Origin of the sequence: Curtobacterium sp. UNCCL20 (assembly GCF_900101675.1) — a bacterium.
GTDB lineage: Bacteria > Actinomycetota > Actinomycetes > Actinomycetales > Microbacteriaceae > Curtobacterium.
This window is the reverse complement of sequence record NZ_FNKG01000002.1, coordinates 247,643-271,032: the sequence shown is the minus strand read 5'-3', so window position 1 is coordinate 271,032 and position 23,390 is coordinate 247,643. Positions and strand designations below refer to the sequence as shown.

The following is a 23,390-nucleotide window of genomic DNA, read 5'->3' as shown; positions in this document are numbered from 1 at the left end:
GTGCGTCACCGACGCGCAGTTCGTCACCGACGCGCAGTTCGTCAGCGACGCGCCGCGCGCGCCGCGTCCGCTGCGCGCAGCACCGCTGCCGCGACGGCGACACCCTCCTCGCGACCGAGCTCGGTGTCCTCGTGCTCGATGTTCACCCACATGTCCGGATCGACCTCGTGCAGGGCCTCGAGGAACCTCGACCAGTACGCCTCGTCGTGCCCCTTGCCGAGCGCGACGAAGTCCCACGCCGACGGCTTCGGCCACTCGTTCGCCCACTCGTCGCCGCCGAGGTTCGTGCGCGGCTCGTCGGCGGACAGCCGCCGGAAGGAGTTGTCGAGCACACCGTTGATCGCCGCGTGCGGGTTGATCCTGACGTCCTTCGCCGCGGCGTGGAACACCAGCGGGCCGAGGTCCCGGACGACCGCGACCGGGTCCATCTGCTGCCAGAACAGGTGCGACGCGTCGAGTTCGACCCCGACGTTCGTCAGACCGCCACGCTCCACCAGCTCGCGGATCGACGCCGGGTTGAACACGAGGTTCTGCGGGTGCAACTCGAGGGCGACCCGCACTCCGTGCTCGCGGGCGAGCGCGTCGATCTCCTGCCAGAACGGCACGGCGACGCTCCACTGGTGGTCGAGGACGTCGAGCGCGGCGGAGTTCCACGCGTTCACGATCCAGTTCGGCCGTGTCCCCCCGGGTTCTCCGGCCGGCAGGCCCGACATCGTGACGACGCGGTCCTGTCCGAGCCGGGCGGCGAGCCGGATGCTCCGCCGGACGTCCTCGGCGTGCGCGGCGCCGATCGACGGGTCCGGGTGCAGCGGATTGCCGTTGCAGTTGAGCCCGGCGATCTGCACGCCGGCGCTCGCGAACTGCGCCAGGAAGGCGTCCCGGGCCGTGTCGTCGACGAGGACCGCGTCGATGTCGGGCACGTGCACCGGCGGCAGGAACCCGCCGGTGTTCAGCTCGATGCCGGTGAGGCCGTTGTCCGCGATCACGCGGAGGGCGTCCGGCAGCGGTCGGTCGTGCAGGATCGCGTCGTAGAGACCGAGTCTCATGCTGTGGCTCCTTCGGTGGTGGCGACCAGCACGGAGGCACCGCCGGCCGTGGCCGACCGTGCGACGGCGTCGAGGACCTCCATGTTGTGGACGCCGTCGTCGAACGTGGCGTTCGCCGGCAGCGGGTCCGTCGCGCCCGAGACCTCGTCGAGGAACGCGCGCGCCTGGTACTCGAACATCTGGTTCTGGCCCCATCCGACGCCCGGTGCGTCCATGGCCATCCCGCCGGCGACGTAGGGGTGGTCCGGGCCGAGCACGACCTGGCGGTACCCACCGAGTCGCGAGCCGTCGGCGCGGAGCGCGAGGCCGATCTCGGACGCGCGCTCCTGGTCCCAGCGTGCAGCGCCGTGCTCGCAGAGGACCTCGACGACCAGGCCGTTCGGGTGCGACGTGGCCACGCGGGAGACGTCGAGCGAACCGATCACCGACCCGTCGCCGAAGCGGGCGGTGAACACGGCGGAGTCGTCGTTCTCCACGGTCGCGGACTCCCCCGTCAGCCGGGCGGCCTGCCCGCGGAGGGCGTTCCCGGCGGCGACCGGCCGCGAGGTGATCGAGGTCGAGAACACCCCGCCGCCCACGCTCTGGACCCGCCCGGCGAGGAACTCGGCGACGTACGTCAGGTGCGAGCCGACGTCGGCGAGGGCCCCGGTCCCCGGGGCGCCGGCGAAGCGCCACGAGTGCGGCACGTCGGGCGACGAGCCGTAGTCCGCCCAGTAGCGGCCGGAGACGTGCAGGACGCGGCCGAGCGTGCCGTCCTCGACGAGCTGCCGGATCGCCGCGAGACCGGGTGCGCGTCGGTAGGTGAACCCGACGCGGGCGACGATCCCCCGCTCGGCGGCCCGGGCGGCAGCGTCGGCCATCGCGCGGGCGTCCTCGAGCGAGTCGGCGAGGGGCTTCTCGCACAGCACGTGCTTGCCGGCTGCGAGGAGTCCCTCGACGATCTCGCGGTGCAGCCGGTTCGCGACGACGACGCTCACGACGTCGATGTCGTCGGCGGCCGCGATCGCCCGCCAGTCGGTGTCGTGCCGCGTGTAGCCGAACCGCGCCGCGGCGTCGGCGGCGAGCGCCTCGTCGACGTCGCCGACCGACACCAGCCGCACCGACGGCAGGGTCGGGGCGAACAGGGACGGCGCGTTCCGCCACGCGGCCATGTGGGCCTTGCCGGCCATGCCGGCGCCGATGACGGCGACGCCGATGCTGTCGCGCATGTGCTCTCCTTCGAGTGGTCTGCGTTCTGTTCTGGAACGTTCCAGAACGTGTGGCTAGACTGTAGCCGCACCAGCCCATGTCCTGTCAAGCACCGATCGGGAGACCCGCGTGTCGCTCCGCCGCCCGCCGACGATCATCGACGTCGCGACCCGTGCCGGCGTCTCGAAGTCGCTCGTCTCGATGGTCATGCGCGACGACCCGGGCGTCTCCGCGGCACGACGGGCCGCCGTGCTCGCCGCCGCCGCCGAGCTGGGCTACCGACCGAACCGCGCGGCCGCCATCCTCGCGGGCACCAGGACCCGGACGATCGGCGTGGTCGTCGACGACTTCCGGAACCCCTGGTACGTCCCGATGCTCGACGGCGTGCGCGACGCCCTCGCGCCGCACGGCCTCCGGCTCACCCTGGCCGACACCCGCGCGAACGCCCACCTCGACTCCTCACCGTTCGACGACCTGCTGTCACTCCGCGTCGACGGGGTCGTGCTCGCGGCCGAGGGCTTCCGCGACCTCGTCGTCCCCGCGGACACCCCGGTGGTGATCGCCGGCGAACGCGCCGAGGTCCCGGGCGGGCTCGACGTGGTCGCCTCGGACGAGGCCGCCGGCGGCCGGTTGGCAGCGGATCACCTCATCGGCCTGGGTCACCGCCGCATCGTCCACGTCACCGGGTCTGGAGGCTCGGCTGCCGTCCGGCGCGCCGCCACCGTCGCACGGCTGGCCGAGTCCGGCATCGAGCCGCTGGTGTTCGGTGACGGGCCAACCTCCGAGGCCACCGGCTACGAGGGCACCCGCCGGGCGCTCGAGAGCCACCCCGACCTGACCGCGGTGTTCGCCGCGAACGACGTGATGGCGATGGGCGCGATCGCCGCCGTCCGGGACGCCGGCCTCCGGATCCCGGAGGACGTCTCGGTGATCGGCAACGACGAGACCCCGCTCGCCGCCTCGCCCCTGCTCCGCCTGACGACGGTCGACCCGCACAACGACGAGGTCGGCCGACTCGCCGCGGCCCGGCTCGTCGACCGGATAGGCGCCGCGGAGCCGTCGTCGCCGACCCGGGTCCTCGTCCCGCCATCGCTCGTCGTCCGCTCGACCACCGCTCCCCCGCGCAGCTGAAGCAGACGGCGGAGTCCGGCGCCGGCATCCGGCGGCGGAGTCCGATCAGGACGGCAGCGCGAGGGTGTTCAGGGACCAGAGCGCGACGCCGTGCAGGCCGAGGTCCTCGGCGAGCGCGACCCGGGCGCGGTAGGAGCGGGCGTCCGACCAGTGCAGTTCGCGTCCGTCGTCGAGCCGTGCGGACCACTCGCCGTTCGTCGCAGACCACCGCGCCGCTCGTCCCGCGGTCGTCGCTGCCGACGCCGGGCTGACCTGCGGATCGCCCGATCCGCCCCAGACGTAGCCGTAGCCGGCGATCCCGAGGTCGATCCGGCGCGCCGAGAGCCCCTGGTGCTCGGCGGCCGAGACCACCCGCTTCGCCCAGGGCAGGGCGCCGACGGTCCCCGGTCCGCTCCACGGGCCGTGCTGGTCGTACGTCATCAGGACGAACCGGTCGACGTGTGCTCCGAGGCCGCGGAGGTCGTACCCGGTGTCCCGGTACCCGTCAGCGGTGGTCGATGCCATCACGGCCATCGAGACCGTGGCGTGGGCGCCGAGCCGCTCGTGCACGGCGTCGGAGAGCGCGGCGGCGAAGGCGACGAGGCCAGCGCGGTCCCGGGCGCGGAGTGACTCGAGGTCGATCTGCACGCCCCGCACGTGCTCGCGTGCCGCAACCGCGGCGAGCGCCGTCGCCACACGGGTCCGGTGTCCGGCGTTCCCGAGCAGGGCGGTGCCGATCGCAGGCGAGAAGTCCCCGATCCGGTCGGAGTAGTTGCTCACGAGGAGCTCGGGCGACGCGCCACCCGTCGCGGCGGTGCGGGCGAGGGAGCCGACACCGTCGGGGACGTCGTCGAGTCCCGCGCCGTCCTCGGTGAGGGTGACACCGTCGATGCCGATGGTCGCCGAACGCGGAGCCGCGCCGGACACCCGGGCAGCGGCGCCGCCACCGGGTTCGACGTACGCCTCGACGGTCACCCCGCTCGACGCCTCGGCGGCGGCGCAGCCGCCGAGCACTGCCGTGAGCACGACCGCCGCCGTGACCGTGAGACCCGTCCGCCGCACCACCTGCACACCGTAGCGCCCGTGGCGGGGCAGGCCGCGCCTCCCGGCCTGCTCGACGGGACGGAGGTCAGACGGTCGCACCCTCGAGTCGGTCGACCGCGATGGCGAGCTCCTCGAGCTCGGGGACGTCGCGCGCCTCGGCGAGCGCCTCCTCGAGCGCTGCGGCGTGGATCGGCGTCGCCCGGTCGAGCAGGACCTGCCCGGCGTGCGTGAGCTCCGTGTAGAGCCCCCGCCGGTCGTCGGCGCAGAGGACACGGGTGAGGAGCGCACGTTCCTCGAGGCGGTTGACGAGTCGGGTCGTCGCGCTCGCGCTGAGGGCCGCGGCGCGTGCGAGCTGCTGCATGCGCATGTGGAAGCCGTCCTGGCGACGGAGGGCGTCGAGGACCGTGAACTCGACGACCGAGAGGTCGACCTCGCGCAGGGCTCGCTCGAGGCGCGTCTCGATCAGGCCGTGCAGGGCGGCGAGAGTGCGCCAGCCGTGGGCACGGACGGCGGTCGAGGTGTCGTCGACGGACATCGGGCTCCTTCGGGTGATCGTTGCAGGAGCGGCCAGTTGCTTGCGCGGATATGCCGCGTGTGCAACTATCGATATCCCGCGTCTGCAACAACCAGCGTACGCGGGACAGCTGCACCGCACAACGGAAGGACACCCCATGCCCGCGGGACTCATCGCCCTCGCACTCGGCGGATTCGGCATCGGCCTCACCGAGTTCGTCATCACCGGACTGCTGCCCGAGGTGGCCGCCGACTACGGGGTGACCGAGACCACGGCTGGCTGGCTCGTGACCGGGTACGCCCTCGCCGTGATCGTCGGGGCACTCGGCCTCACCGCCGCCACCACCCGACTCCCCCGGAAGCCCGTCCTGGTCGGGCTGCTCGTGCTCTTCATCATCGGCAACACGCTCTCCGCACTCGCGCCGGTCTACGGCGTGATGATGCTCGGCCGCGTCGTCGCCGCCCTCTGCCACGGCGCGTTCTTCGGCATCGGGTCCGTCGTCGCGTCGAACATGGTGGCGCGCGAGAAGCGCGCCTCCGCCGTCGCCCTGATGTTCACCGGCCTCACTGCATCGAACGTGCTCGGCGTCCCCTTCGGCACCTTCCTCGGCCAGGCGCTCGGCTGGCGCGCCACGTTCTGGGCCATCGCGGTCATCGGTGTCGTCGCCCTCGTGGGTGTGCTCGTGCTCGTCCCCGCCGTCCGGGTCACCGAGACACCGTCGCTCGCCCGGGAGCTCAGCGCCTTCCGCTCCGGCCAGGTGTGGCTCTCCCTCGGCATCACCGTGCTCGGCTACGGCGGGATGTTCGGCGCCTTCACCTACATCGCCTACACGCTGACGTCGGTGTCCGGATTCGCGTCGAGCTCCGTACCGTGGCTCCTCATCGTGTTCGGCGTCGGGCTGTTCGTGGGGAACTTCGCCGGCGGGAAGCTCGCCTCGAAGTCGATCGACGGCACCCTGCTCGTCGTCCTGGTCGTGCTCACCGTGGTGCTGGCGGTGTTCGCACTCGTCGCGGCCTCGCCCGTGCTGACGATCATGTCCCTGGTGCTCATGGGGGCCTTCGGGTTCGCCACCGTGCCAGCCCTGCAGACACGGATCATACAGTACGCCGACCACGCGCCGACCCTGGCGAGCGGGGCGAACATCGCCGCGTTCAACCTCGGCAACGCGCTCGGCGCCTGGATCGGTGGGCTGACCATCGCCGCCGGGCTCGGGTACACCTCGCCGATCTGGGCGGGAGCGGGCATCACCCTGGCCGCCGTGGTGCTGACCGTGTTCGCGGCGCAGGCGGCGCGTCGCAGCCGTGCGGGCCGTCCGGTCGGGACGGCGACGGGGAGCGTCCCGACGGTCTGACGGCGGCCGCCCCGTCCTCGCTCAGTCGAGCCAGGTCCGCGCCGCGGTGACGAGCGCCTCGACGCCCCGGCTCAACGTCGGTTCGAGGACCGGGGCGAAGTGGGGCGAGTGGTTCGAGGGGACGTCACGGTCGAGGGTTCGCGCCTCGGCAGCCCGGAACCACGACGCCGCGTCCGCACCGCCGAGGATCCAGTAGACCAGCGGCGCACCCGCAGCGGTCGCGAGCAGCCCGACGTCCTCACTCCCGCTCAGCGCCCCGGGATCGAGGAGGCTCGCGTCGCCGAACGCCGCACGGAACGCGGCGTTCGTCCGCTCCGTGGCGTCCACGTCGTTCACCAGGACCGGGAACGACTCCGCGTACTGGATGCGCGGCTCGGGAGCCCCCGACGCCGTCGCCTCTGCCCGGACGATCCGCTCGATCGCCAGCAGGACCCGGCTCCGGACATCCTCGTCGAACGCACGGACGGTGAGCCCGAGGGACGCGGTCTCCGGGATGATGTTGTTCTTCGTCCCCGCGGAGATCCGTCCGATGCTCACGACGGCGGTCTCCTGCGGCGAGACCTCCCGCGCGACGATCGTCTGCAACCGCATGACGATGGCGGCAGCGAGGACGATCGGATCGATCGTGGTCTCCGGCCGGGACCCGTGACCGCCGCGCCCGAAGACCGTGACGTCGAGACTGCTCGCGCCGGCGAAGGCCGGGCCGGCATGCGCCCCGAGCGCCCCGGCAGGCGCGGGACCGACGTGCTGCCCGAGCACGACGTCGGGGACCGGCACGCGCTCGTACAGCCCGTCGTCGAGCATCGCCTGCGCACCCCCGCCGGCTTCCTCAGCGGGCTGGAAGAGCACCACGAGGGTCCCCGACCAGTCCGCTCGCCCCTGCGCCAACTGCTCGGCGGCACCGATGAGCGTCGAGACGTGCACGTCGTGACCACAGGCGTGCATGCGCCCGTCGACCGTGCTGGCGTACTCGAGACCGGTTTCCTCGGTGACCGGCAGCCCGTCCATGTCCGCCCGCACGAGCACGGTGGGTCCGTCACCGTTCCGCAGCACCCCGACGACGCCGGTGCCACCGATACCCGCGGTGACGTCGTACCCGGCGGCCCGGAGCGCTGCTTCGGCGATGCCGGCGGTCCGGACCTCCTCGAAGGCGAGCTCGGGGTGGCGGTGGAGGTCCCGGTAGCGATCCACGGTCGACGGCGACGGAGGCGTCATGGGCCCATCCTGCCGCACGGACCGTCGCTCGGACAGGGGCGTGACGCATCACCGCGAACGCTCCGGAACGACCGAAGCCCCTCGGACCCGCAGGTGCGGATCGGAGGGGCTTCTTCGGTGCGGAGACGGAGGGATTTGAACCCTCGGTCCCCTCAAAGGGGACTCCACCTTAGCAGGGTGGTGCACTCGGCCGGACTATGCGACGTCTCCAAGCACTCTCGCGAGCGCTGCGACCACCATACAGGAGGACGAGCCCGGTCTCGAACCCGGCGCACCCGGCGCCGATCGACTCCGGTCCCCCGAAGTGGGGACATTGCGGGGTTGTCTGCCCGTACCCCGCTCCGTAGCATCGGGACGCGGCCATCACGTTCCGGGGAGCGATCCCCGTCCGCCGCGACACAGCACCGACGTCGCTCCCCCCTGCTGAGCCTGACGCGCCCGATCATGCGGCGCTCAGCGGGGAGTGGCCCCGGGGGCGCGGCCCACCACCGCGCCCCCGATCTCGGCGTCGAGCGTCACCGCCGGCCGAGACCGTTGCGGTGCCGACGTCAGGACGCCAGCGCGGTCAGGACGCGCGCGCGGTCAGGCCGCGAGCACGGTCAGGCCGCAGCCCGGAACCGCTCGGGCATCGCGATGAGCGCCGACGCGAGTTCGACCAGGGCGAGGGCACACTCGTCGAGCTCGTCCGCCTCGGCCGCCACGGACGCCCGCTCGACCAACTGCATCCGATCACGTCGGGCCACCACGGCGTCGATCCCGTTCGCCAGGGCGACGTCGTCCGTGTAGAAGACGTCGAGCACGGCCCGTTGGGACAGGAGCCAGTCCGCACTGACCGCGGCGCCCCGCCGACGAAGCCACCACGAGGCGAGTTCGACGAACGCTCCACCCTCGGTCGCGCACTCCCGCAACCAGCCGACGTGGAACCGGTCGTCGCAGCCGGTCGTCCCCGCAGACGGCTCGGTCAGCATCGTGCGGGCGATTCGGATCCGCTCGGTCATGTGCTCGACCGTCCAGTGGGCGATCACGACGCCGACGTACCGCTGCACCGTGACGAGCCGGAGCGTCTCGAGCGGCACGAGGGCTTCGCGCACCGGCGTGCGCGAGACGCCCATGTCGTCCGCGATGGTGTCGAGGCGGATCCGCTGCCCGCGCCGGTACACGCCGCGCAGGACGTTGTCGAGCAGCCGTGCGAAGACCGCGTCCCGCAACAGACTGCGCCGGATGCTGTTCCGGTCCTCGTCGCCGCGACCCGCGCGGTTCCTCGATCGCTCCATCTCGCCAGGATCACGCACGGTCCGCGCCGCCGCGTGCAGAGGAGACCGGACCGTGGACCGTGCGGGCTGCTGTCGCCCTGTGGAGGAGTGCCATACGGCGACACTGACAGGCGCCGCTCCGACCCGCTAAACACTCCGTATACGAAATGCTACTTCGGGGCCTTCTCCGCCTCCCCGGTCAGGACCGACAGCGGCTGCGTGACGTCCTCGAGACCCTTCCGAGCGGCATCCACCCCGAAGACCAGCGCCACCACGCCACCGCCGATCATCACCGCGGAACCGAGCAAGTACCCCCAGAAGAGCGGCTCCCGCGACGACCCGTTGCCGATGAACGCGCCGTAGATGAGCGGCGCGACCGCGCCGAAGATCTGCGCGAGCGCGAAGAAGTACGAGATGGCCTGCGACCGCAGCTCGAGCGGGAAGATCTCGCTCACCGTCAGGTAGGCGCTGGACGCACCGGCCGAGGCGAAGAAGAACGAGACGCACCAGAACACGACCTGCACGGTGGCGCTGATCGCGTCGGCACGGAACAGGAACGCCGACGTGGCGAGGACGAGCCCGGACACCAGGTACGTCAGGAAGATCATCTGCCGCCGGCCCCAGGTGTCGAAGAACCGGCCGAGGATGATCGGCCCGAGCAGGTTCCCGATGGCGAAGGGGAAGAAGTAGATCGACGTCTGCGCGGTCTTCAGTCCGAAGAAGTTCGTGAGCACGAGCGCGTAGGTGAAGAAGATCGCGTTGTACAGGAACGCCTGCGTGATCATCATCGTCGCGCCGACGAGCGTTCGGCTCGGGTACTGCCTGAGGAGCACCCGCGCGATGGTGAGGAACCCGACGCGGTCCATCGGCGTGACGGTCATCGCCTTCGACTGGTCCACGTCCGGCAACCGGTGCCCCGTCGACTTCTCGACGGACTCCTCGATCTGCGTGACGGTCGCGTCCGCCTCTTCCTCGCGCCCGTGGGTCATCAGCCACCGCGGACTCTCGGGGATGTGCCGTCGCAGGAAGATGATCGCGATGCCGAGCACCGGGCCGAGGAAGAAGCCGATGCGCCAGCCGATGTTCTCGGCGAAGTGCTGGGTGTCGAGCAGGTAGATGTTGGCGAAGGCGCCGAGCGCTGCACCGCCCCAGTACGTGCCGTTGATGGCGATGTCGACGTGCCCGCGGTACTTCGAGGGGATGAGTTCGTCGATCGCCGAGTTGATCGCGGCGTACTCACCGCCGATGCCAAGCCCGGCGACGAACCGGAAGGCCGCGAGGAACCAGAAGTCCTGCGCGAGGCCCGCGATGCCGGACCCGATCAGGTAGATCGCCAGGGTCAGGATGAAGAGCTTCCGTCGCCCGAGCCGGTCGGACATGCGCCCGAACACGAGCGCTCCGACGACCTGACCGACGAGGTAGATCGTCCCGAGGGACGTCACCTGCTGCGTCGACAGGTTCAGATCCGCTTGGAACCCGGCGTTCGACACGATCTGGATCTCGAGCCCGTCGAGGATCCAGGAGACGCCGAGTCCCACCACGACACTCCAGTGGAACCGTGTCCACGGGAGTCTGTCCATCCTGGCGGGGACCAGGCTCTTGATCGCCCCGTTCGTCGTCGCGCTGCTCACGAGAGGGGACCGTACGCCGAGATCGCCGAGATGGTTCACGGTCGGTACGGCAAAGGGACGGCGACTCCGGCGCGGAGCCGAATCCCCCTATCGAATCCGGCTCCGACGCCGGAGACACAATCATTGCAATTGCTATGTAAACCCACAAGCGGGCCTGGAGGCGCGTGGCGGGCCCGCCACGCGCCTCCAGGCACCCACTGGCCGCGTCCACAGCACGGGCGTAACGTCGACGGGGTGACCCGACCCTCCATCAGAACGGTCGGCGAGCTCCGCACCTCTGGTCACGTCCAGAAGACGGTCCGCGCCGAGATCCGCGACAACCTCCTCCGTGCCCTCCGCGAGGGCACCGACCCCTGGCCCGGCCTGCACGGCTTCGCCACCACGGTCGTCCCCCAGCTCGAACGAGCCCTCATCGCCGGACACGACGTCGTCCTGCTCGGCGAACGCGGACAGGGCAAGACGCGACTGCTGCGCACGCTGCAGGGGCTGCTCGACGAGTGGACGCCCGTGATCGCCGGTTCCGAGCTCGGCGAGCACCCCTACCAACCGATCACCACCGCGAGCATCCGTCGCGCCGAGGACCTCGGCGACGCGATGCCGATCGACTGGCGGCACCGCGACGACCGCTACGTCGAGAAGCTCGCGACGCCGGACACCTCCGTCGCGGACCTCATCGGTGACGTCGACCCGATGAAGGTCGCCGAGGGCCGCAGCCTGGGCGACCCCGAGACGATCCACTTCGGGCTGGTCCCCCGCGGCCACCGCGGCATCGTCGCGATCAACGAGCTCCCCGACCTCGCCGAACGCATCCAGGTCGCGATGCTCAACGTGATGGAGGAGCGTGACGTGCAGATCCGCGGGTACGTCCTGCGGCTGCCGCTCGACGTGCTCGTCGTCGCCAGCGCCAACCCGGAGGACTACACGAACCGCGGCCGCATCATCACGCCGCTGAAGGACCGGTTCGGCGCCGAAATCCGGACGCACTACCCAATCGAGCTCGAGGACGAGATCGCGGTGATCCGCCAGGAGGCGCAGCTCACCGCCGACGTGCCGGACGCGCTCATCGAGATCCTCGCCCGGTTCACCCGCGCCCTCCGCGGATCCAGCGCGGTCGACCAGCGGAGCGGCGTCAGCGCCCGCTTCGCGATCGCCGGGGCCGAGACGGTCTCGGCGGCCGCCGTGCACCGCGCCGCCCGACAGGGCGAGGAGCACGCGGTCGCGAGGCCGATCGACCTCGAGACCGCGGTCGACGTCCTCGGCGGCAAGATCGAGTTCGAGAACGGCGAGGAGGACCGCGCCGACGAGGTGCTCGAACACCTGCTCCGGACGGCCACCGCCGAGACCGTGCGCTCCCGGTTCCGCGGGCTCGACTTCGCCGTCCTCGTCGAGGCGCTCGACGGTGGCACGATGGTGACGACCGGTGAGCAGGTGAGCGCCCGCGCCTTCCTCGAGGGGCTGCCGTCGATCGGCGAGTCCGACCTCTACGACCAGGTCTGCGACCGGCTCGGCGCGACCGACGACGGCGAGCGGGCCGGTGCGATCGAACTCGCGCTCGAGGGGCTCTACCTGGCGCGACGCATCAGCAAGGAGTCCGGCGGGGGCGAAGCCGTCTATGGCTAGGCAGAACCGGCGGCTCGCGCGCGACGCCCGCTACGGCAAGTACGAGGACGGGCCGGACCCGCTCGCACCGCCGGTCGACCTGGCCGAGGCGCTCGACGCCATCGGTGAGGACGTGATGGGCGGCACCTCGCCCGAACGCGCCATCCGCGAGTTCCTGCGCCGGGGCGGTCGCGACCAGCACGGGCTCGACGACCTGGCCCGCCGTGTCGCCGAACGGCGGCGCGAACTGACGAGCAGGAACAACCTCGACGGCACGCTGCAGCAGGTCAAGCAGCTCCTCGACGAGGCCGTGCTCGCCGAACGCGGCCAGCTCGCCCGGGACACCGACATCGACGACGGCGACCGTGCGCTCGCCGAGATGCAGCTCGACAGCCTCTCCCCCTCGCCGGCCAGCGCCGTGCAGGAACTCAGCGGCTACGACTGGAAGAGCCCCACGGCGCGACAGAAGTACGAGGAGATCAAGGACCTGCTCGGCCGCGAGATGCTCGACCAGCGCTTCGCCGGCATGAAGCAGGCGCTCGAGGGTGCCACGGACCAGGACCGCCAGGACGTCGCCGCCATGATGCGCGACCTCAACGCCCTGCTCGAAGCGCACGCCCGCGGCGAGGACTCCCCCGAGCAGTTCGACGAGTTCATGGCCGAGCACGGGCAGTACTTCCCGTCGAACCCGCAGAACGTGGACGAACTCCTCGACGACCTCGCTGCCCGTGCGGCCGCGGCGCAGCGGATGCGGAACTCGATGACCCAGGAGCAGCGGGACGAGCTCGACGCCCTCGCCCAGCAGGCCTTCGGCTCCCCCGACCTGATGGGACAACTCACGCAGCTCGACGGCAACCTCCGCTCGATGCGCCCCGGCGAGGACTGGGGCGGCTCGGAGCGGATGGACGGCGAGCAGGGCCTCGGGCTCGGCGACGGTACCGGGGTCTTCCAGGACATCGCCGACCTCGACGCCCTCGCCGACCAGATCGCGCAGTCCGGCCCGGGCTCCGACCTCGACGACCTGGACCTCGACGCACTCGCACGGCAGCTCGGCAACGAAGCAGCCGTCGACGCGAAGACCCTGCAGCAGCTCGAGAAGGCGCTCCGGAACTCGGGCGCGATGCGACGCGGCGCGGACGGGCAGCTCCGGCTCACCCCGAAGGCGATGCGGCAGCTCGGCAAGAGCCTGCTCCGCGACGTCGCGGAACGGATGTCCGGCCGACAGGGTGCTCGCGACCTGCGCCGGTCCGGGGCGGCGGGCGAGCCGTCCGGGTCCACGCGGCAGTGGCAGTACGGGGACACCGAACCCTGGGACGTCACCCGGTCGATCACGAACGCCCTCACCCGGACCGCGGCATCGGGACGGATCGGTCCCGGCGTCCGCCTGGAGATCGACGACGTCGAGGTGCAGGAGACCGAGGCGCGGACGCAGGCCTGCGTGGCGCTCCTCGTCGACACCTCGTTCTCGATGGCGATGGAGGACCGCTGGGTGCCGATGAAGCGCACCGCCCTGGCGCTCCACACCCTCGTGTCGACGCGGTTCCGCGGCGACGACCTGCAGCTCATCGGGTTCGGCCGCGAAGCCGAGGTGATGGAGATCGAGCAGCTCGTCGGACTCGACGCGATGTGGGACAAGGGCACGAACCTGCACCACGCCCTGCTGCTCGCGAACCGGCACTTCCGGAAGCACCCGACCGCGCAGCCCGTCCTGCTGATCGTCACCGACGGCGAGCCGACGTCGCACCTCGAACCGAACGGTCAGGTGTGGTTCGGCTACCCGCCGGACCCGATCACGATCGCGCTGTCGGTGCGAGAGCTCGAGAACGCCGGCCGCCTCGGCGCCCAGACCACGTTCTTCCGGCTCGGGGACGACCCGGGACTCGCGCGGTTCATCGACCAGATGGCGAAGCGCGTGGACGGCAAGGTGGTCGCACCGGAGAACGACGACCTCGGAGTCGCGGTCGTCGGGTCGTACCTCGGTTCACGCCGCGGCGGCGCACTCTTCCGCGACGACTGGTCGCTCTGACGAGCCACGACCGGTCGGCCCACGAGGGGCTGTCGTTCTGCACAGCTCCGTCGTATGCTGACGCAACAGCAGCCCCGGACCCCGGCCGCGACCACCGACCACGCGCACCGAGCAGCACGGTGCGCCGACTCGGCCGGTCGAGTGCACCTGATCCGTCCTCGACCGGTCGTTTCCCCGTGGCGTCCCGGAGGACGACGGCGTCCTCCACCCGGACGACACGGGCTCCGCGTCCCGACAGGCGGGACGCGGTCCGGGTCGGCGGGCTCCGGACCCGACGGAGCCCGCCGACCCGATCTCAGGCGGACGACGTCAGAAGAGCGGCCACGGGACCGCGGGGCCGTGTCCGGGCGGCGGCGGGAACATCGCCACGGCTCGGAGCGCGGCGCAGCGAGCGCGGAGGTTGTCCACCTCGGCGACGGTGAGGTGCTCGTCGAGCGCATCGCCGAGCGCTCCGTGCAGCGCCTCGGTCACGCGGTCGATGCCCTCGAGCTCGTCGGGGTCGAGCGGCTCCCCGATCCAGCCCCACAGCACCGTGCGGAGCTTGTGTTCGACGTGGAAGGTGAGCCCGTGGTCGACGCCGTACCGGTGCCCGTCGGGCATCGCCAGCACGTGCCCGCCCTTGCGGTCCGCGTTGTTCACGACGACGTCGAAGACCGCCATCCGCCGCAGCGCGGTCGTGTCCTCGTGCACGAGGGTGACCGGACGTTCCTGCTCGTCGATCGCTTCGAGCACCGGCAGCCACGGCGACCCCTCGGCGTCGGCGGTGTCCGTCGGCACGAGGTCGACGGCGTCCTGGTCGGGGTCGACGTCCTGCCAGCGCTGGACCATGCCACGCCCGAACGGTCCGTCGCCCATCCAGGTCGGGGGTACGACGCCCCACCCGAACGCTTCCGACACCAGGTACGCAGCGACCTCGCGATCAGCGAGCGTGCCGTCCGGGAAGTCCCAGAGCGGCCGTTCGCCCTCGATCGGCTTGTACACGACGGACTCGCCGTCGAGGTCGGCCAGGAACGTCGCGTTCGACGCTTCGCGGATGCGTGCCCGGATGGACAGCGATCCGTCGCTCATGCGTCCCCGGACGGACGGCCGGCGGCCACGACTTCGCGCGTGCGCTCGACGAACGCACGGGCGGTGCCGACCGGGATCTTCACCTGGAACAGCTCGGCCGGTTCGGGGATCTCGACCACTGCCTCGACCTCGTCGCCGTCCTCGTTCGTCTCGGTGACGATCTCGATCTCGTCGTCGATCGGGTACGCCTCGATCACGACCTGGGCGGTCGCCGGGTCGAACCCGAGGCTGAGGGCGCCCGCCCGGAACTCCGGCTCGACCGGCTGGTCGAGCGGTGCGCCGTCACGGAGCTCGGTGGGGGCGGACGTCGGGACGCTGAAGCGGTTGTCCTCGACCGTGGCGACCTCGTCGAGGAGCTCGTCGATCTTGTCCGCGAGGACCGCCGACTGCTCCTTCTCGAGCGCGACGCTGGTGACGCGTCGGCCGTCCCGCGCCTGGATGTAGAACGACCGCTCGCCGGGCTGACCGACCGTGCCGACGACGAGACGATCCGGCCAGTCGAAGCCGTGGACGATGGTTGGCATACCCGCATTGTAGGAGGGCACGCCGACACCCGTTCAAGCTCCGGCAGGACCTGTCTCGTCGTGACCGGCACCGCCCCCGACGGCCGCATCGCCAGTGGGCGCGAGAGCGGCGGCCAACCAGGCCAGATCGCCGGACTCGGTGTTCGACGCGACCACCTCGGGTCGCTGCTCGCCGTAGCGCACGATGGACACGCTCGCCGGGCCCACCGAGATCCGCTGGAACAGGTCGAGGTGCATCCCGAGCGCGTCGGCGAGCACGGACTTGATGACGTCGCCGTGGCTCACCGCGACCCACACGGCGGCCGGGCCGTGCGCTGCCTCGACCTCGGCGTCGATGCGCCGGATCGCCGCCACCGCCCGCGACTGCATGCCCTGCATGGACTCGCCGCCGGGGAACACGACGGCGCTCGGGTTCGCCTGGACCGTCCGCCAGAGCGGCTCCTTCGCGAGGTCGGCGAGCTTCCGACCCTGCCACTCGCCGTAGTCGCACTCCGTGATCGCCCGCTCGATGCGGGTCTCCGGCGTGCCGGACTGACGGTCGAGCAGCGCCCGGGAGGTCTGCCGACACCGCTCCAGCGGACTCGAGACGACGGCAGCGAGGGGAACGGCGGCGATGCGCTCGGCCGTCCGCGCTGCCTGCTGCCGGCCGACGGCGTCGAGGGCCACCCCGGCAGTCCGGCCGGCGAGGAGCCCGGTCGCGTTCGCGGTGGTCCGTCCGTGCCGGACGAGGAGGACGGTCGCCATGCGCTCGATCCTAGGCGCACCCTTGACGCGGTCTCGTTGAAACGTTCTGATGGACCCATGATCGGGCGCCACCGAGCAGCACTCTTCGCCACGTCGACGATGACCGGGTTCGGGATCGCCTCGTGGATCACCCGCACGCCCGCGGTCCGCGACGAGCTCGGCGCATCGATCGAGGCGATGGGCATCGTCCTCCTCGGGCTGTCCATCGGGTCGATGATCGGGATCCTCGGGGCCGGCGCGCTCGTTCGACGCCTGGGGACCCGGCCGCTCATCGTGCTCGGAGGCGCGCTCCCCGTCGTCGGCATGCTGCTCGTCGCGCTGCTCGCGCCCGCACAGGCGGCGGCCGGTGTCTGGGCCGGACTGTTCCTCATCGGCTTCGGGTCCGGCGTCGCCGAGATCGGCCTCAACGTGGAGGCCGCCGCGGTGGAGCGGCACATCGGACGACCCGTGGTGCCGATGCTGCACGCCTGCTTCAGCCTCGGGACCGTCATCGGAGGGGCCGCCGGCATCGCGCTGACCGCCACCCGGACGCCCGTGGTGGTCCACCTGCTCGTCGCCACCGTCGTGATGGCCGGGCTGGCGACGTTCGCCGCCGTGAACCTCCGACCGCTCCCCCGCGCCGTCGCGGCCGACACCACCACGACGGGAGCTGTCGCCACACCACGGCTCCGGTCGGTCATCACCGTGCAGGTGCTCCTCATCGCCGTGATCACGCTGGCGATGGCGTTCGCCGAGGGTGCTGCGAGCGACTGGCTCCCCCTCCTCATGACCACCGATCACGATGCGCCCGAGGTCGTCGGCTCCCTGGTGTTCACCGGGTTCGCGCTCGCGATGTTCGTCGGACGCTCGGCCGGCACCCCGTTCGTCACCCGGTTCGGTCGCGCTCCCGTCATCCGGGTGTGCGCCGTGGTCGGCGCCGTCGGGGTGCTGCTCGTGGTCGTGTCCCCGAACCCGGTGCTCACCGCTGCCGCAGCCGGGGTCTGGGGCCTCGGGATCGCGCTCGGGTTCCCGCTCGCGATCTCCGCCGCGGGCGACCACCCGACCGACGGCGACCGACGGGTGTCCGTCGTCGCCACAGCTGGCTACGTCGCGTTCCTCGCCGGTCCGCCCGCACTCGGGTTCCTCGGCGAGCACCTCGGCCTGCAGACGGCGATGCTCGTGCCAGCGGCCCTCCTCGTCGTCGCCGTGGTCGTCGCGCCCGCCACCCGCAACGCCGTTCGAGGAGTCGAGCGTGGGGCACCGGTCCCCGCCCCGAGCGCTTCCGCCGACTGACGACGACCATGGCTTGTTCCCGCGGAAGGTCCTGTGCCAGACTGGCGGAGCAGACCCCCCTGCGGTAGCGCAGATCAGGGGGTCTCGCTGTGTCCCGGGGGCATCTCGAGCGGGCGCCGGTGCGGATCTCTGACGGACAGATGGTCCTCGTACCACGACCACGCGAACTCGTGGCGCCGCGGACGCTCGACGGCGACGTACGCGCACCACGCGGCCAGGTCGGCCATCTGAACGAGGTGCGACGAAGCCGAATCGATCATCAACGGGTCCTCGATGATCCGACGGACGTCCAGCTGCAGCTGTCGGTGGGCGGTCCGGTAGGAGTGGTCGGTTCCGTTGCCGTCCATGAACAGCATCGCGAGCTCTCCGTCCGCGGAGAGCTCCTGCTCCCATGATCGGACGAGGTCCCGGTACAGGCTGACCTTCTCCGCCTGCAGCGGATGTGGATCGACGCGACGGAACACCGCACCGACCGTCATGCCCTCGAAACAACTCATCTCACGCAGGAGTCGGACCGCGAGTTCCCGCCCGAGGTCTTTCCAGTACGTCACCCCGTCATGGACGTACCGGTCGGGCACGCACGATGAGATGCGCCCACGACCGTTCACGAAGTCCGTCGCATGCAGTTCACGCTCGACGTCGATGCCGTGCTCGCGGGAGAGCGTCTTCCTGAGTTCCAACCAGCGTCGGAGGACGGGTCGCCACGCCTGCGGTGAGAGCGACACCCATCCGAAGACGAGGAGCCCGGTGGGTTGATGTCCGGAGTCGTCGATGTAGATGAGACGGGAGAGGGGGTCGGGCACGTCGCGAGCGTACGAAGATCCGCAGCGTCGATCGCGTGGTCCCGCAGATCTGTGGACAACGCTCCAACGGCGGGGAACGGACATGATTCGCGTGCCCGGAGCACGCCCACCAGGATGGAGTCGTGCTCGTCTCCATCGTCTACATGAGCCGCGCGGCCACCCCCTTCGACGACGCTGCCCTCGCCGAGCTCCTGCGTGAGGCGCGACTCCGGAACGAGGCGCTCGGCGTCTCCGGGATCCTGTTGGCGAAGGACGGCCGCTTCATGCAGCTGCTCGAGGGTCCGGCGTTCAGCGTGGACGACCGGTTCTCGGTCATCGCGAAGGACCCGCGGCACGGCGAGGTCAAGTCGCTCATCCGCGAGGACATCGAGCGCCGACGGTTCGACGGCTGGTCGATGGCCTACCGCTCGCTCGACGACGCCGACGTCTCTGCCGAGGAGGGGTTCAGCCCGTTCCTCACGGACACGATCGACTTCCCGCCGTCGTTCGACCGGACGAGCGCGGCGTGGCTCCTCAAGTGGTTCCGCGACCGCGACCTCCGCGACGTCTGACGACCCGGTGCGTCCCGCCCGAGGTGCCCCGAACACGCGGGCGTGCACGCCGACGCAACCCGATCACCCCCGCGCGAACGCCAGGCTCTCCGCGACGATCCCGACCACCACGGCGAGTTCGTCGTCGTCCCGGGGTCCGTAGACCATGAACTCGGTCCCGAAGTCGGCGTAGCCGTGCGGTTCGGCCCACCCGAGCTCCATCAGCTCCCGTCCCCGCTCGACCGGCAGCACGAGGTGCACGCTGGTGTCGTCGACGCCGTGCAGGTGCACGGGTTCGAGCCGGCGCCCCGGTGCGAGTGACCGTTCGGGCGCGGACTCGGTCTCGCGGTCGGTCGGGAACACGGCGCGGGAGCTCGGCGGCGAGACCTGGCTGTGTCCCTCGACCACGTCCGGCAGCGCGAAGACAGCGGCCACGAGCCGTCCCCAGAGTTCCGGGGTGGAACGCTGGTCGACCTGGCGGTGCGGCCCCTCGACCGAGGTGGTCGGAGCCGGTCCGGAGCGAGGAACTGTCATGCGTGCAGTCTGCCGCGAGTGCGGCGGCGCCTGGAGACGACACCCGCGAGTGCGAGGACACCGGTCCCGGCGAGTGCCAGGAAGACCGCCGCCGTGCCGAGGACTCCCGCTCCGATGTTCGCCCCGCCGCCCTCGTCCATCGTGGTGACGACGAGCCACGCCGTCACCAGCAGCGTGACGACGGCGCCGGCGAGCACGACCCAGCCGACGAGCCGTAGCGCGACGACCGCGGCAGAGGCGCGCGGCACCCCGAGCGTCGACTCCGCCAGCCGCGGGTCGCCGTAGGGGGACGAGTGATCGTGCACGTGCTCAGTCTGCCTGCCGGAAGGTGTCCTCGACCAGCGCGAGCAACCGTGCACGATGGGAGCGGTCGGCGATGCCGGACACCACCACGCGCCACATCGTCGCGACGGCCGGGTAGAGGTCGGCACGGCCGGTCCGGACGTCGGACACGAGCTGCACTCCGGTGAAGTACGGCACCACGGTCGCGCCGAGTTGCTCGGCGGAGAGGTCGGTCCGGAGTTCCCCGCTCGCGACCGCCAGCCGGAACACGTCGACGATCCCGGCGATCCACTGCTCGTAGAAGCTGGCGGTGGCCGCGGCGAACTCCCCGCGTTCGAGCGAGAGTCGGATCCCGGCGCGGACGATCGGATCGGTCCGCAGCAGGTCGGCGATGCCCTTCGACGCCCCGATGAGCGCGGCCATCGGCGAGCTGTCGGTGTGGCTCACGACGGCGAACGTGCGGACGTTCTGCTCGTCGATGACGGCGAGCGCCATCGCGAGCTTCGTCGGGAAGTGGAAGTGCAGCGCACCCTGCGAGACGCCCGCGGTGCGGGCGATGCCCGCGACGGTCGCGGCGGCGAAGCCGGCGCGGTCGAACTCCTCGGCCGCGGCCACCAGGATCAGCTCACGTCGTTCCACGGTTCCAGTGTGACGGACTGGAGGCGCGTGGCGGGCCCGCCACGGGCCTCCAGTCCGAGGGGTGGCCGCGTCAGCCGACGCGACCGCAGCGGTCAGGCCGCGTGCCGTGCCAGGGTGATCCGCTCCTCCGGGACGTCGAGGAGGTCGTGTCCGCGGAACCATCGGAGCAGCCAGTCGGCCGGGGACCCGGCGAGGCCGGTCGGAAGACCGGTGCGCGCGGTGAGGAACGTGCTGAAGCCGGGCTCCTCGCGGACCTCGTCGTCCGAGGGGTTGCCGAAGGCCATCGCCCAGCCGTCGAAGCGGCGGGTCTCGATCGACTCACGCGACAGCGACTTCACGTCACGGTGCCGAGGATCGCGCGAGATCGCGGCGAACCGGTCCTCGACGCTCCAGGCCGGTCCCTCGAGGACCTGCATGAACCGTCCGCCCTTCGCCAGCAGCAGGCCGGAGACGCCGAGCGCGTCGTTGGTGAGCCGCGCCTCGCGCAGCATGGCGACCAGCTGGCCGTCGGTCAGGTCGTCGACGGCGACGGACATGTACACGAGCGAGGTGAGGGAAGTCATCCCCGTCAGTGTGGGACGCGCTCCCGGGGACGGTCAACGCCGTGCATGCGGTCGTCCGCACACCGCACCGGTGGTCGCGGTGTGCGGACGACCCGGGTGTCAGGTGAGCGCCAGCAGGGTGTTGACCTGCTCGTTGACACCGGTGAGCGTGCGGATCGACTTGCCGTTGGCGTACACGTCATCGAACGCGGGCTGGAGGAGCGCCTGCACGTCGGCGGGGTTGCGGGTCACCGGGAACAGGAACGTGGTCTTCTCGTCGACCTGCCGGGTGAACGGGGAGACGTCGAGCCCGCGCTCCTTGAAGGACGCGACCGCTGCTTCGGTGCCCGCGGGCCGTGCCGGGAACACGATGCCGGCCTTCCCGACGATCTCCTGGGCGGCGTCGGTGCCGAGGAACGCGACCCATTTCGCAGCGGCCTCGGGGTTCTTCGCCTGCTTCGTGATCGAGTCCCCCAGTCCGTTGAACATCGAGGCACGGTGCCCGATCGGTCCGACCGGTGTGGGGGCCAGCGCGATGTCGAGGTCCTTCATGTTCAGGTAGGAGCCGATCATCCAGGACCCGTTGAAGGACAGCGCGCACTTGCCGGCTCCGAGCTGCACCTCGGGGCCGGTGGTCGTGGAGAACACCCCGTACTTCGCCATGTAGCCCTTCTCGGCGAGCCCGTAGTACCAGGCGAGGGTGTCCTGCACGACCCGCTCGTCGTACCGGAACTTGTCGCCCCACGGGTTCTCGTTCGTGTAGAACCAGTCGGTCGAGCCGGTGAACGGCGACCACTGCGTCTGTCCGAACCCGTCTCCGCCGGAGCCGTTCGAGGAGATCCCGTAGACCTCGACGTCGTGCTTGTCGAACCCGGGCTCGTCCCCACGGCGGCCCTTCGAGTCGATGGTGAGGTGTGCGAGCATCCGTTCGAACGTGCCGCCGTCGTCGGGGTTCCACTCGAGGGCGGCGAGTTCGGCGTCGGTGACCCCGGCCTTCGCCATCGCCTTCTTGTCGTAGAACATCGCGATGGTGTCCCAGTCCTTCGGTGAGCCGTAGCGGTGGCCGTCCTTGCCCTTCCAGAGCTCGGCGAGCCCGGACTGGTAGTCGTCGTCGCGGATCCCCTTGGTCGCCTCGAGTTCGTCGAGCTTGTAGAGCACGTCGAGGTCGGCGTACTGCGGGAACTTCGTGAGGTGGTCGGTGAAGACGTCCGGGGCGGTGCCGGCGATGAACCCGGCGGTGAGCTTCGTCCAGTAGTCGTTCCACCCGAGCTGTGTGATCTTCACGGTGATGTCGGGGTTCTCGCGGTGGAACGCGTCGGCGACCGCCTGGTAGGCCGGCAGCTGGTTCGAGTCCCAGAGCCAGTAGGTGACCGTCGTCGCCCCGCTGCGCGAAGTGGTGCCGGTTCCGCGGCTCGGCGACGAGCACGCGGCGAGCGCACCGAGGGCGAGGGCGGAGGCGCCGCCGGCGAAGAGTGCACGGCGCGTCAGTTCGTTCGTCATGGTGTGTGGTCCTGTCCGTGCCCGGGTTACTTGATCCCGGAGAAGCCGATGGAGTTGACGATCCGCTTGGCGAAGAGGCCGAAGAGCACGATCATCGGGAGCGCAGCCACCAGGGTCGCGGCCATCAGGCCCGCCCAGTCGGTGCCGGACTGCGGGGACTGCGACTTGAAGACGCCGAGTGCGACGGTGAGCACCCGCGAGCTGTCCGTGTACGACACCATCAGCGGCCAGAAGTAGTCGTTCCAGCTCGTGATGTACGTCAGCACGGCGAGGGTCGCGATCGGGGCGGCGGCCATCGGGATGACCAGGCGGAAGAACACCCGGATCTTGCCGGCGCCGTCGATGAGCGCGGCTTCCTCGACCTCCTTGGAGATGCCGAGGAAGAACTGTCGCAGGAAGAACACCGCGAACGGGGTCATGAACATGGTCGGCAGGGCGATGCCGAGCAGGTTGTCGACGAGGCCGAGTTCCTTGATGAGGGCGAAGTTCGGCAGCAGCGTGAAGATCGCGGGCACCATCAGGCCGGCGAGGAACACCGCGAAGACCTTGTCGCGTCCGGGCCAGCGCAGCCGGGCGAACGCGTAGGCGGCCGCGGCGGAGAAGAACACCTGCCCGACGGTGACGAGCGTCGAGACGATGACGGAGTTGCCGAGGTAGCGCCAGAAGTTCAGCGCCGCGCCGGAGCCGCCCTGCTCCAGGGCCTCCTTCGTGGACTGCAGGCCGAAGACCCGCTCGAACCCGCCCAGGCTGAACCCGACGGGGAGGAGCGACGTCGGGTCGGAGTTGATCGCACCGTTCGACGACAGCGCGGTGCGGAGGATCCAGTAGAAGGGGAACAGGGTGACGACGATGACGGCGATCATCGCGATCCACGCGAGGACGCGGCCGACCGAGGGGCGACGGCGGTGTCCGGCGCCGGGTCGAGGCGGACGCTTCGTGGTGACGGAACGGGTGAGGGTCGTGGTCATGATCGAG

The 23,390-nt window shown here is 71.1% G+C and carries 23 protein-coding genes and 1 tRNA gene; 6 read left to right on the top strand and 18 right to left on the bottom strand.

The genetic code is table 11. The annotated features are described in order from the left end of the window. Positions 1-41 precede the first annotated feature (41 nt). Together BLT36_RS10630 and BLT36_RS10625 are read right to left on the bottom strand one after the other, a co-directional pair. The gene (locus tag BLT36_RS10630) at positions 42-1,046 is read right to left on the bottom strand and encodes a sugar phosphate isomerase/epimerase family protein (RefSeq protein ID WP_092095016.1); all 1,005 of its coding nucleotides are present in this window, start codon (positions 1,044-1,046) and stop codon (positions 42-44) included. Then, complete coding sequence (locus BLT36_RS10625) at positions 1,043-2,254, bottom strand: Gfo/Idh/MocA family protein (RefSeq protein ID WP_092095014.1); 1,212 nt, start codon at positions 2,252-2,254, stop codon at positions 1,043-1,045. The genes BLT36_RS10630 and BLT36_RS10625 overlap by 4 nt, the downstream gene beginning before the upstream one ends. Positions 2,255-2,363: 109 nt before the next feature. On the opposite strand from BLT36_RS10625, the gene BLT36_RS10620 reads away from it, so the two are divergent. Then, on the top strand, positions 2,364-3,365 hold the full coding sequence (locus BLT36_RS10620) for a LacI family DNA-binding transcriptional regulator (RefSeq protein WP_092095012.1): 1,002 nt from the start codon (positions 2,364-2,366) through the stop codon (positions 3,363-3,365). Between the two features lie 45 nt (positions 3,366-3,410). Here BLT36_RS10620 and BLT36_RS10615 read toward each other — a convergent pair whose 3' ends face one another. Beyond that, positions 3,411-4,409: a glycosyl hydrolase family 18 protein gene (locus BLT36_RS10615; protein WP_139166439.1), complete on the bottom strand. Its 999-nt coding sequence runs from the start codon at positions 4,407-4,409 to the stop codon at positions 3,411-3,413. Between the two features lie 64 nt (positions 4,410-4,473). After that, entirely contained in the window at positions 4,474-4,923 is a 450-nt protein-coding gene (locus BLT36_RS10610) for a MarR family winged helix-turn-helix transcriptional regulator (protein ID WP_092095010.1), read from the bottom strand. A gap of 136 nt (positions 4,924-5,059) precedes the next feature. Between BLT36_RS10610 and BLT36_RS10605 the strand changes: the two genes are divergently transcribed. Further along, positions 5,060-6,253, top strand: a complete 1,194-nt coding sequence (locus BLT36_RS10605) for an MFS transporter (protein ID WP_092095008.1) — start codon at positions 5,060-5,062, stop codon at positions 6,251-6,253. Positions 6,254-6,274: 21 nt separating this feature from the next. Here the strand turns inward: BLT36_RS10605 and BLT36_RS10600 are convergent, their stop codons facing one another. The 4 genes from BLT36_RS10600 to BLT36_RS10585 form a co-directional block, all read right to left on the bottom strand. Further along, positions 6,275-7,468: an amidohydrolase gene (locus BLT36_RS10600; protein WP_092095006.1), complete on the bottom strand. Its 1,194-nt coding sequence runs from the start codon at positions 7,466-7,468 to the stop codon at positions 6,275-6,277. Between the two features lie 120 nt (positions 7,469-7,588). Then, positions 7,589-7,678: transfer RNA gene (locus BLT36_RS10595), tRNA-Ser, on the bottom strand. A 389-nt stretch (positions 7,679-8,067) separates the two neighbouring features. Continuing rightward, positions 8,068-8,742 (bottom strand): GntR family transcriptional regulator, encoded by a 675-nt coding sequence (locus tag BLT36_RS10590; protein WP_092095004.1) that lies wholly within the window; start codon positions 8,740-8,742, stop codon positions 8,068-8,070. A 149-nt stretch (positions 8,743-8,891) separates the two neighbouring features. After that, positions 8,892-10,352, bottom strand: coding sequence for an MFS transporter (locus tag BLT36_RS10585; RefSeq protein ID WP_368086375.1), 1,461 nt, complete (start codon positions 10,350-10,352; stop codon positions 8,892-8,894). 234 nt (positions 10,353-10,586) lie between these two features. Here BLT36_RS10585 and BLT36_RS10580 point away from each other — a divergent pair, with 234 nt between their 5' ends. Then, positions 10,587-11,972: a MoxR family ATPase gene (locus BLT36_RS10580; RefSeq protein ID WP_092095002.1), complete on the top strand. Its 1,386-nt coding sequence runs from the start codon at positions 10,587-10,589 to the stop codon at positions 11,970-11,972. Beyond that, positions 11,965-13,977, top strand: coding sequence for a vWA domain-containing protein (locus BLT36_RS10575; protein WP_092095000.1), 2,013 nt, complete (start codon positions 11,965-11,967; stop codon positions 13,975-13,977). Before BLT36_RS10580 ends, BLT36_RS10575 begins: the two co-directional genes overlap by 8 nt. Before the next feature lie 309 nt (positions 13,978-14,286). Here the strand turns inward: BLT36_RS10575 and BLT36_RS10570 are convergent, their stop codons facing one another. Genes BLT36_RS10570 through BLT36_RS10560 form a run of 3 tightly spaced genes read right to left on the bottom strand, consistent with a single transcriptional unit; the run spans position 14,287 to position 16,313 of the window. Further along, complete coding sequence (locus BLT36_RS10570) at positions 14,287-15,045, bottom strand: SCO1664 family protein (protein WP_092094998.1); 759 nt, start codon at positions 15,043-15,045, stop codon at positions 14,287-14,289. Beyond that, positions 15,042-15,569, bottom strand: a complete 528-nt coding sequence (locus tag BLT36_RS10565) for a DUF3090 domain-containing protein (protein WP_092094996.1) — start codon at positions 15,567-15,569, stop codon at positions 15,042-15,044. Before BLT36_RS10565 ends, BLT36_RS10570 begins: the two co-directional genes overlap by 4 nt. A gap of 33 nt (positions 15,570-15,602) precedes the next feature. Beyond that, a complete protein-coding gene (locus tag BLT36_RS10560) occupies positions 15,603-16,313 on the bottom strand; it encodes a histidine phosphatase family protein (RefSeq protein ID WP_092094994.1) in 711 nt (236 codons plus the stop codon). A 57-nt stretch (positions 16,314-16,370) separates the two neighbouring features. On the opposite strand from BLT36_RS10560, the gene BLT36_RS10555 reads away from it, so the two are divergent. Next, positions 16,371-17,585, top strand: coding sequence for an MFS transporter (locus BLT36_RS10555; protein ID WP_368086374.1), 1,215 nt, complete (start codon positions 16,371-16,373; stop codon positions 17,583-17,585). 74 nt (positions 17,586-17,659) lie between these two features. Here BLT36_RS10555 and BLT36_RS10550 read toward each other — a convergent pair whose 3' ends face one another. Further along, the gene (locus BLT36_RS10550) at positions 17,660-18,388 is read right to left on the bottom strand and encodes a DUF3800 domain-containing protein (RefSeq protein ID WP_092094993.1); all 729 of its coding nucleotides are present in this window, start codon (positions 18,386-18,388) and stop codon (positions 17,660-17,662) included. 122 nt (positions 18,389-18,510) lie between these two features. On the opposite strand from BLT36_RS10550, the gene BLT36_RS10545 reads away from it, so the two are divergent. Further along, a complete protein-coding gene (locus tag BLT36_RS10545) occupies positions 18,511-18,939 on the top strand; it encodes a BLUF domain-containing protein (protein ID WP_092094992.1) in 429 nt (142 codons plus the stop codon). Positions 18,940-19,002: 63 nt separating this feature from the next. Here BLT36_RS10545 and BLT36_RS10540 read toward each other — a convergent pair whose 3' ends face one another. The 6 genes from BLT36_RS10540 to BLT36_RS10515 all read right to left on the bottom strand — a co-directional run bounded on the left by BLT36_RS10540 (position 19,003) and on the right by BLT36_RS10515 (position 23,383). Continuing rightward, positions 19,003-19,452 carry a luciferase domain-containing protein gene (locus BLT36_RS10540; protein ID WP_254787563.1) on the bottom strand — a complete coding sequence of 150 codons (450 nt, stop codon included), beginning with the start codon at positions 19,450-19,452 and terminating at the stop codon, positions 19,003-19,005. Then, the gene (locus BLT36_RS10535) at positions 19,449-19,757 is read right to left on the bottom strand and encodes a hypothetical protein (protein WP_092094989.1); all 309 of its coding nucleotides are present in this window, start codon (positions 19,755-19,757) and stop codon (positions 19,449-19,451) included. The genes BLT36_RS10540 and BLT36_RS10535 overlap by 4 nt, the downstream gene beginning before the upstream one ends. Before the next feature lie 4 nt (positions 19,758-19,761). Then, the gene (locus BLT36_RS10530; protein WP_175529602.1) at positions 19,762-20,373 is read right to left on the bottom strand and encodes a ScbR family autoregulator-binding transcription factor; all 612 of its coding nucleotides are present in this window, start codon (positions 20,371-20,373) and stop codon (positions 19,762-19,764) included. A 92-nt stretch (positions 20,374-20,465) separates the two neighbouring features. Next, positions 20,466-20,936 carry a BLUF domain-containing protein gene (locus BLT36_RS10525; RefSeq protein WP_092094985.1) on the bottom strand — a complete coding sequence of 157 codons (471 nt, stop codon included), beginning with the start codon at positions 20,934-20,936 and terminating at the stop codon, positions 20,466-20,468. A 99-nt stretch (positions 20,937-21,035) separates the two neighbouring features. Further along, positions 21,036-22,415 carry an ABC transporter substrate-binding protein gene (locus BLT36_RS10520; protein WP_092094983.1) on the bottom strand — a complete coding sequence of 460 codons (1,380 nt, stop codon included), beginning with the start codon at positions 22,413-22,415 and terminating at the stop codon, positions 21,036-21,038. A gap of 26 nt (positions 22,416-22,441) precedes the next feature. Further along, a complete protein-coding gene (locus BLT36_RS10515) occupies positions 22,442-23,383 on the bottom strand; it encodes a carbohydrate ABC transporter permease (protein WP_092094981.1) in 942 nt (313 codons plus the stop codon). Positions 23,384-23,390: the final 7 nt, after the last annotated feature.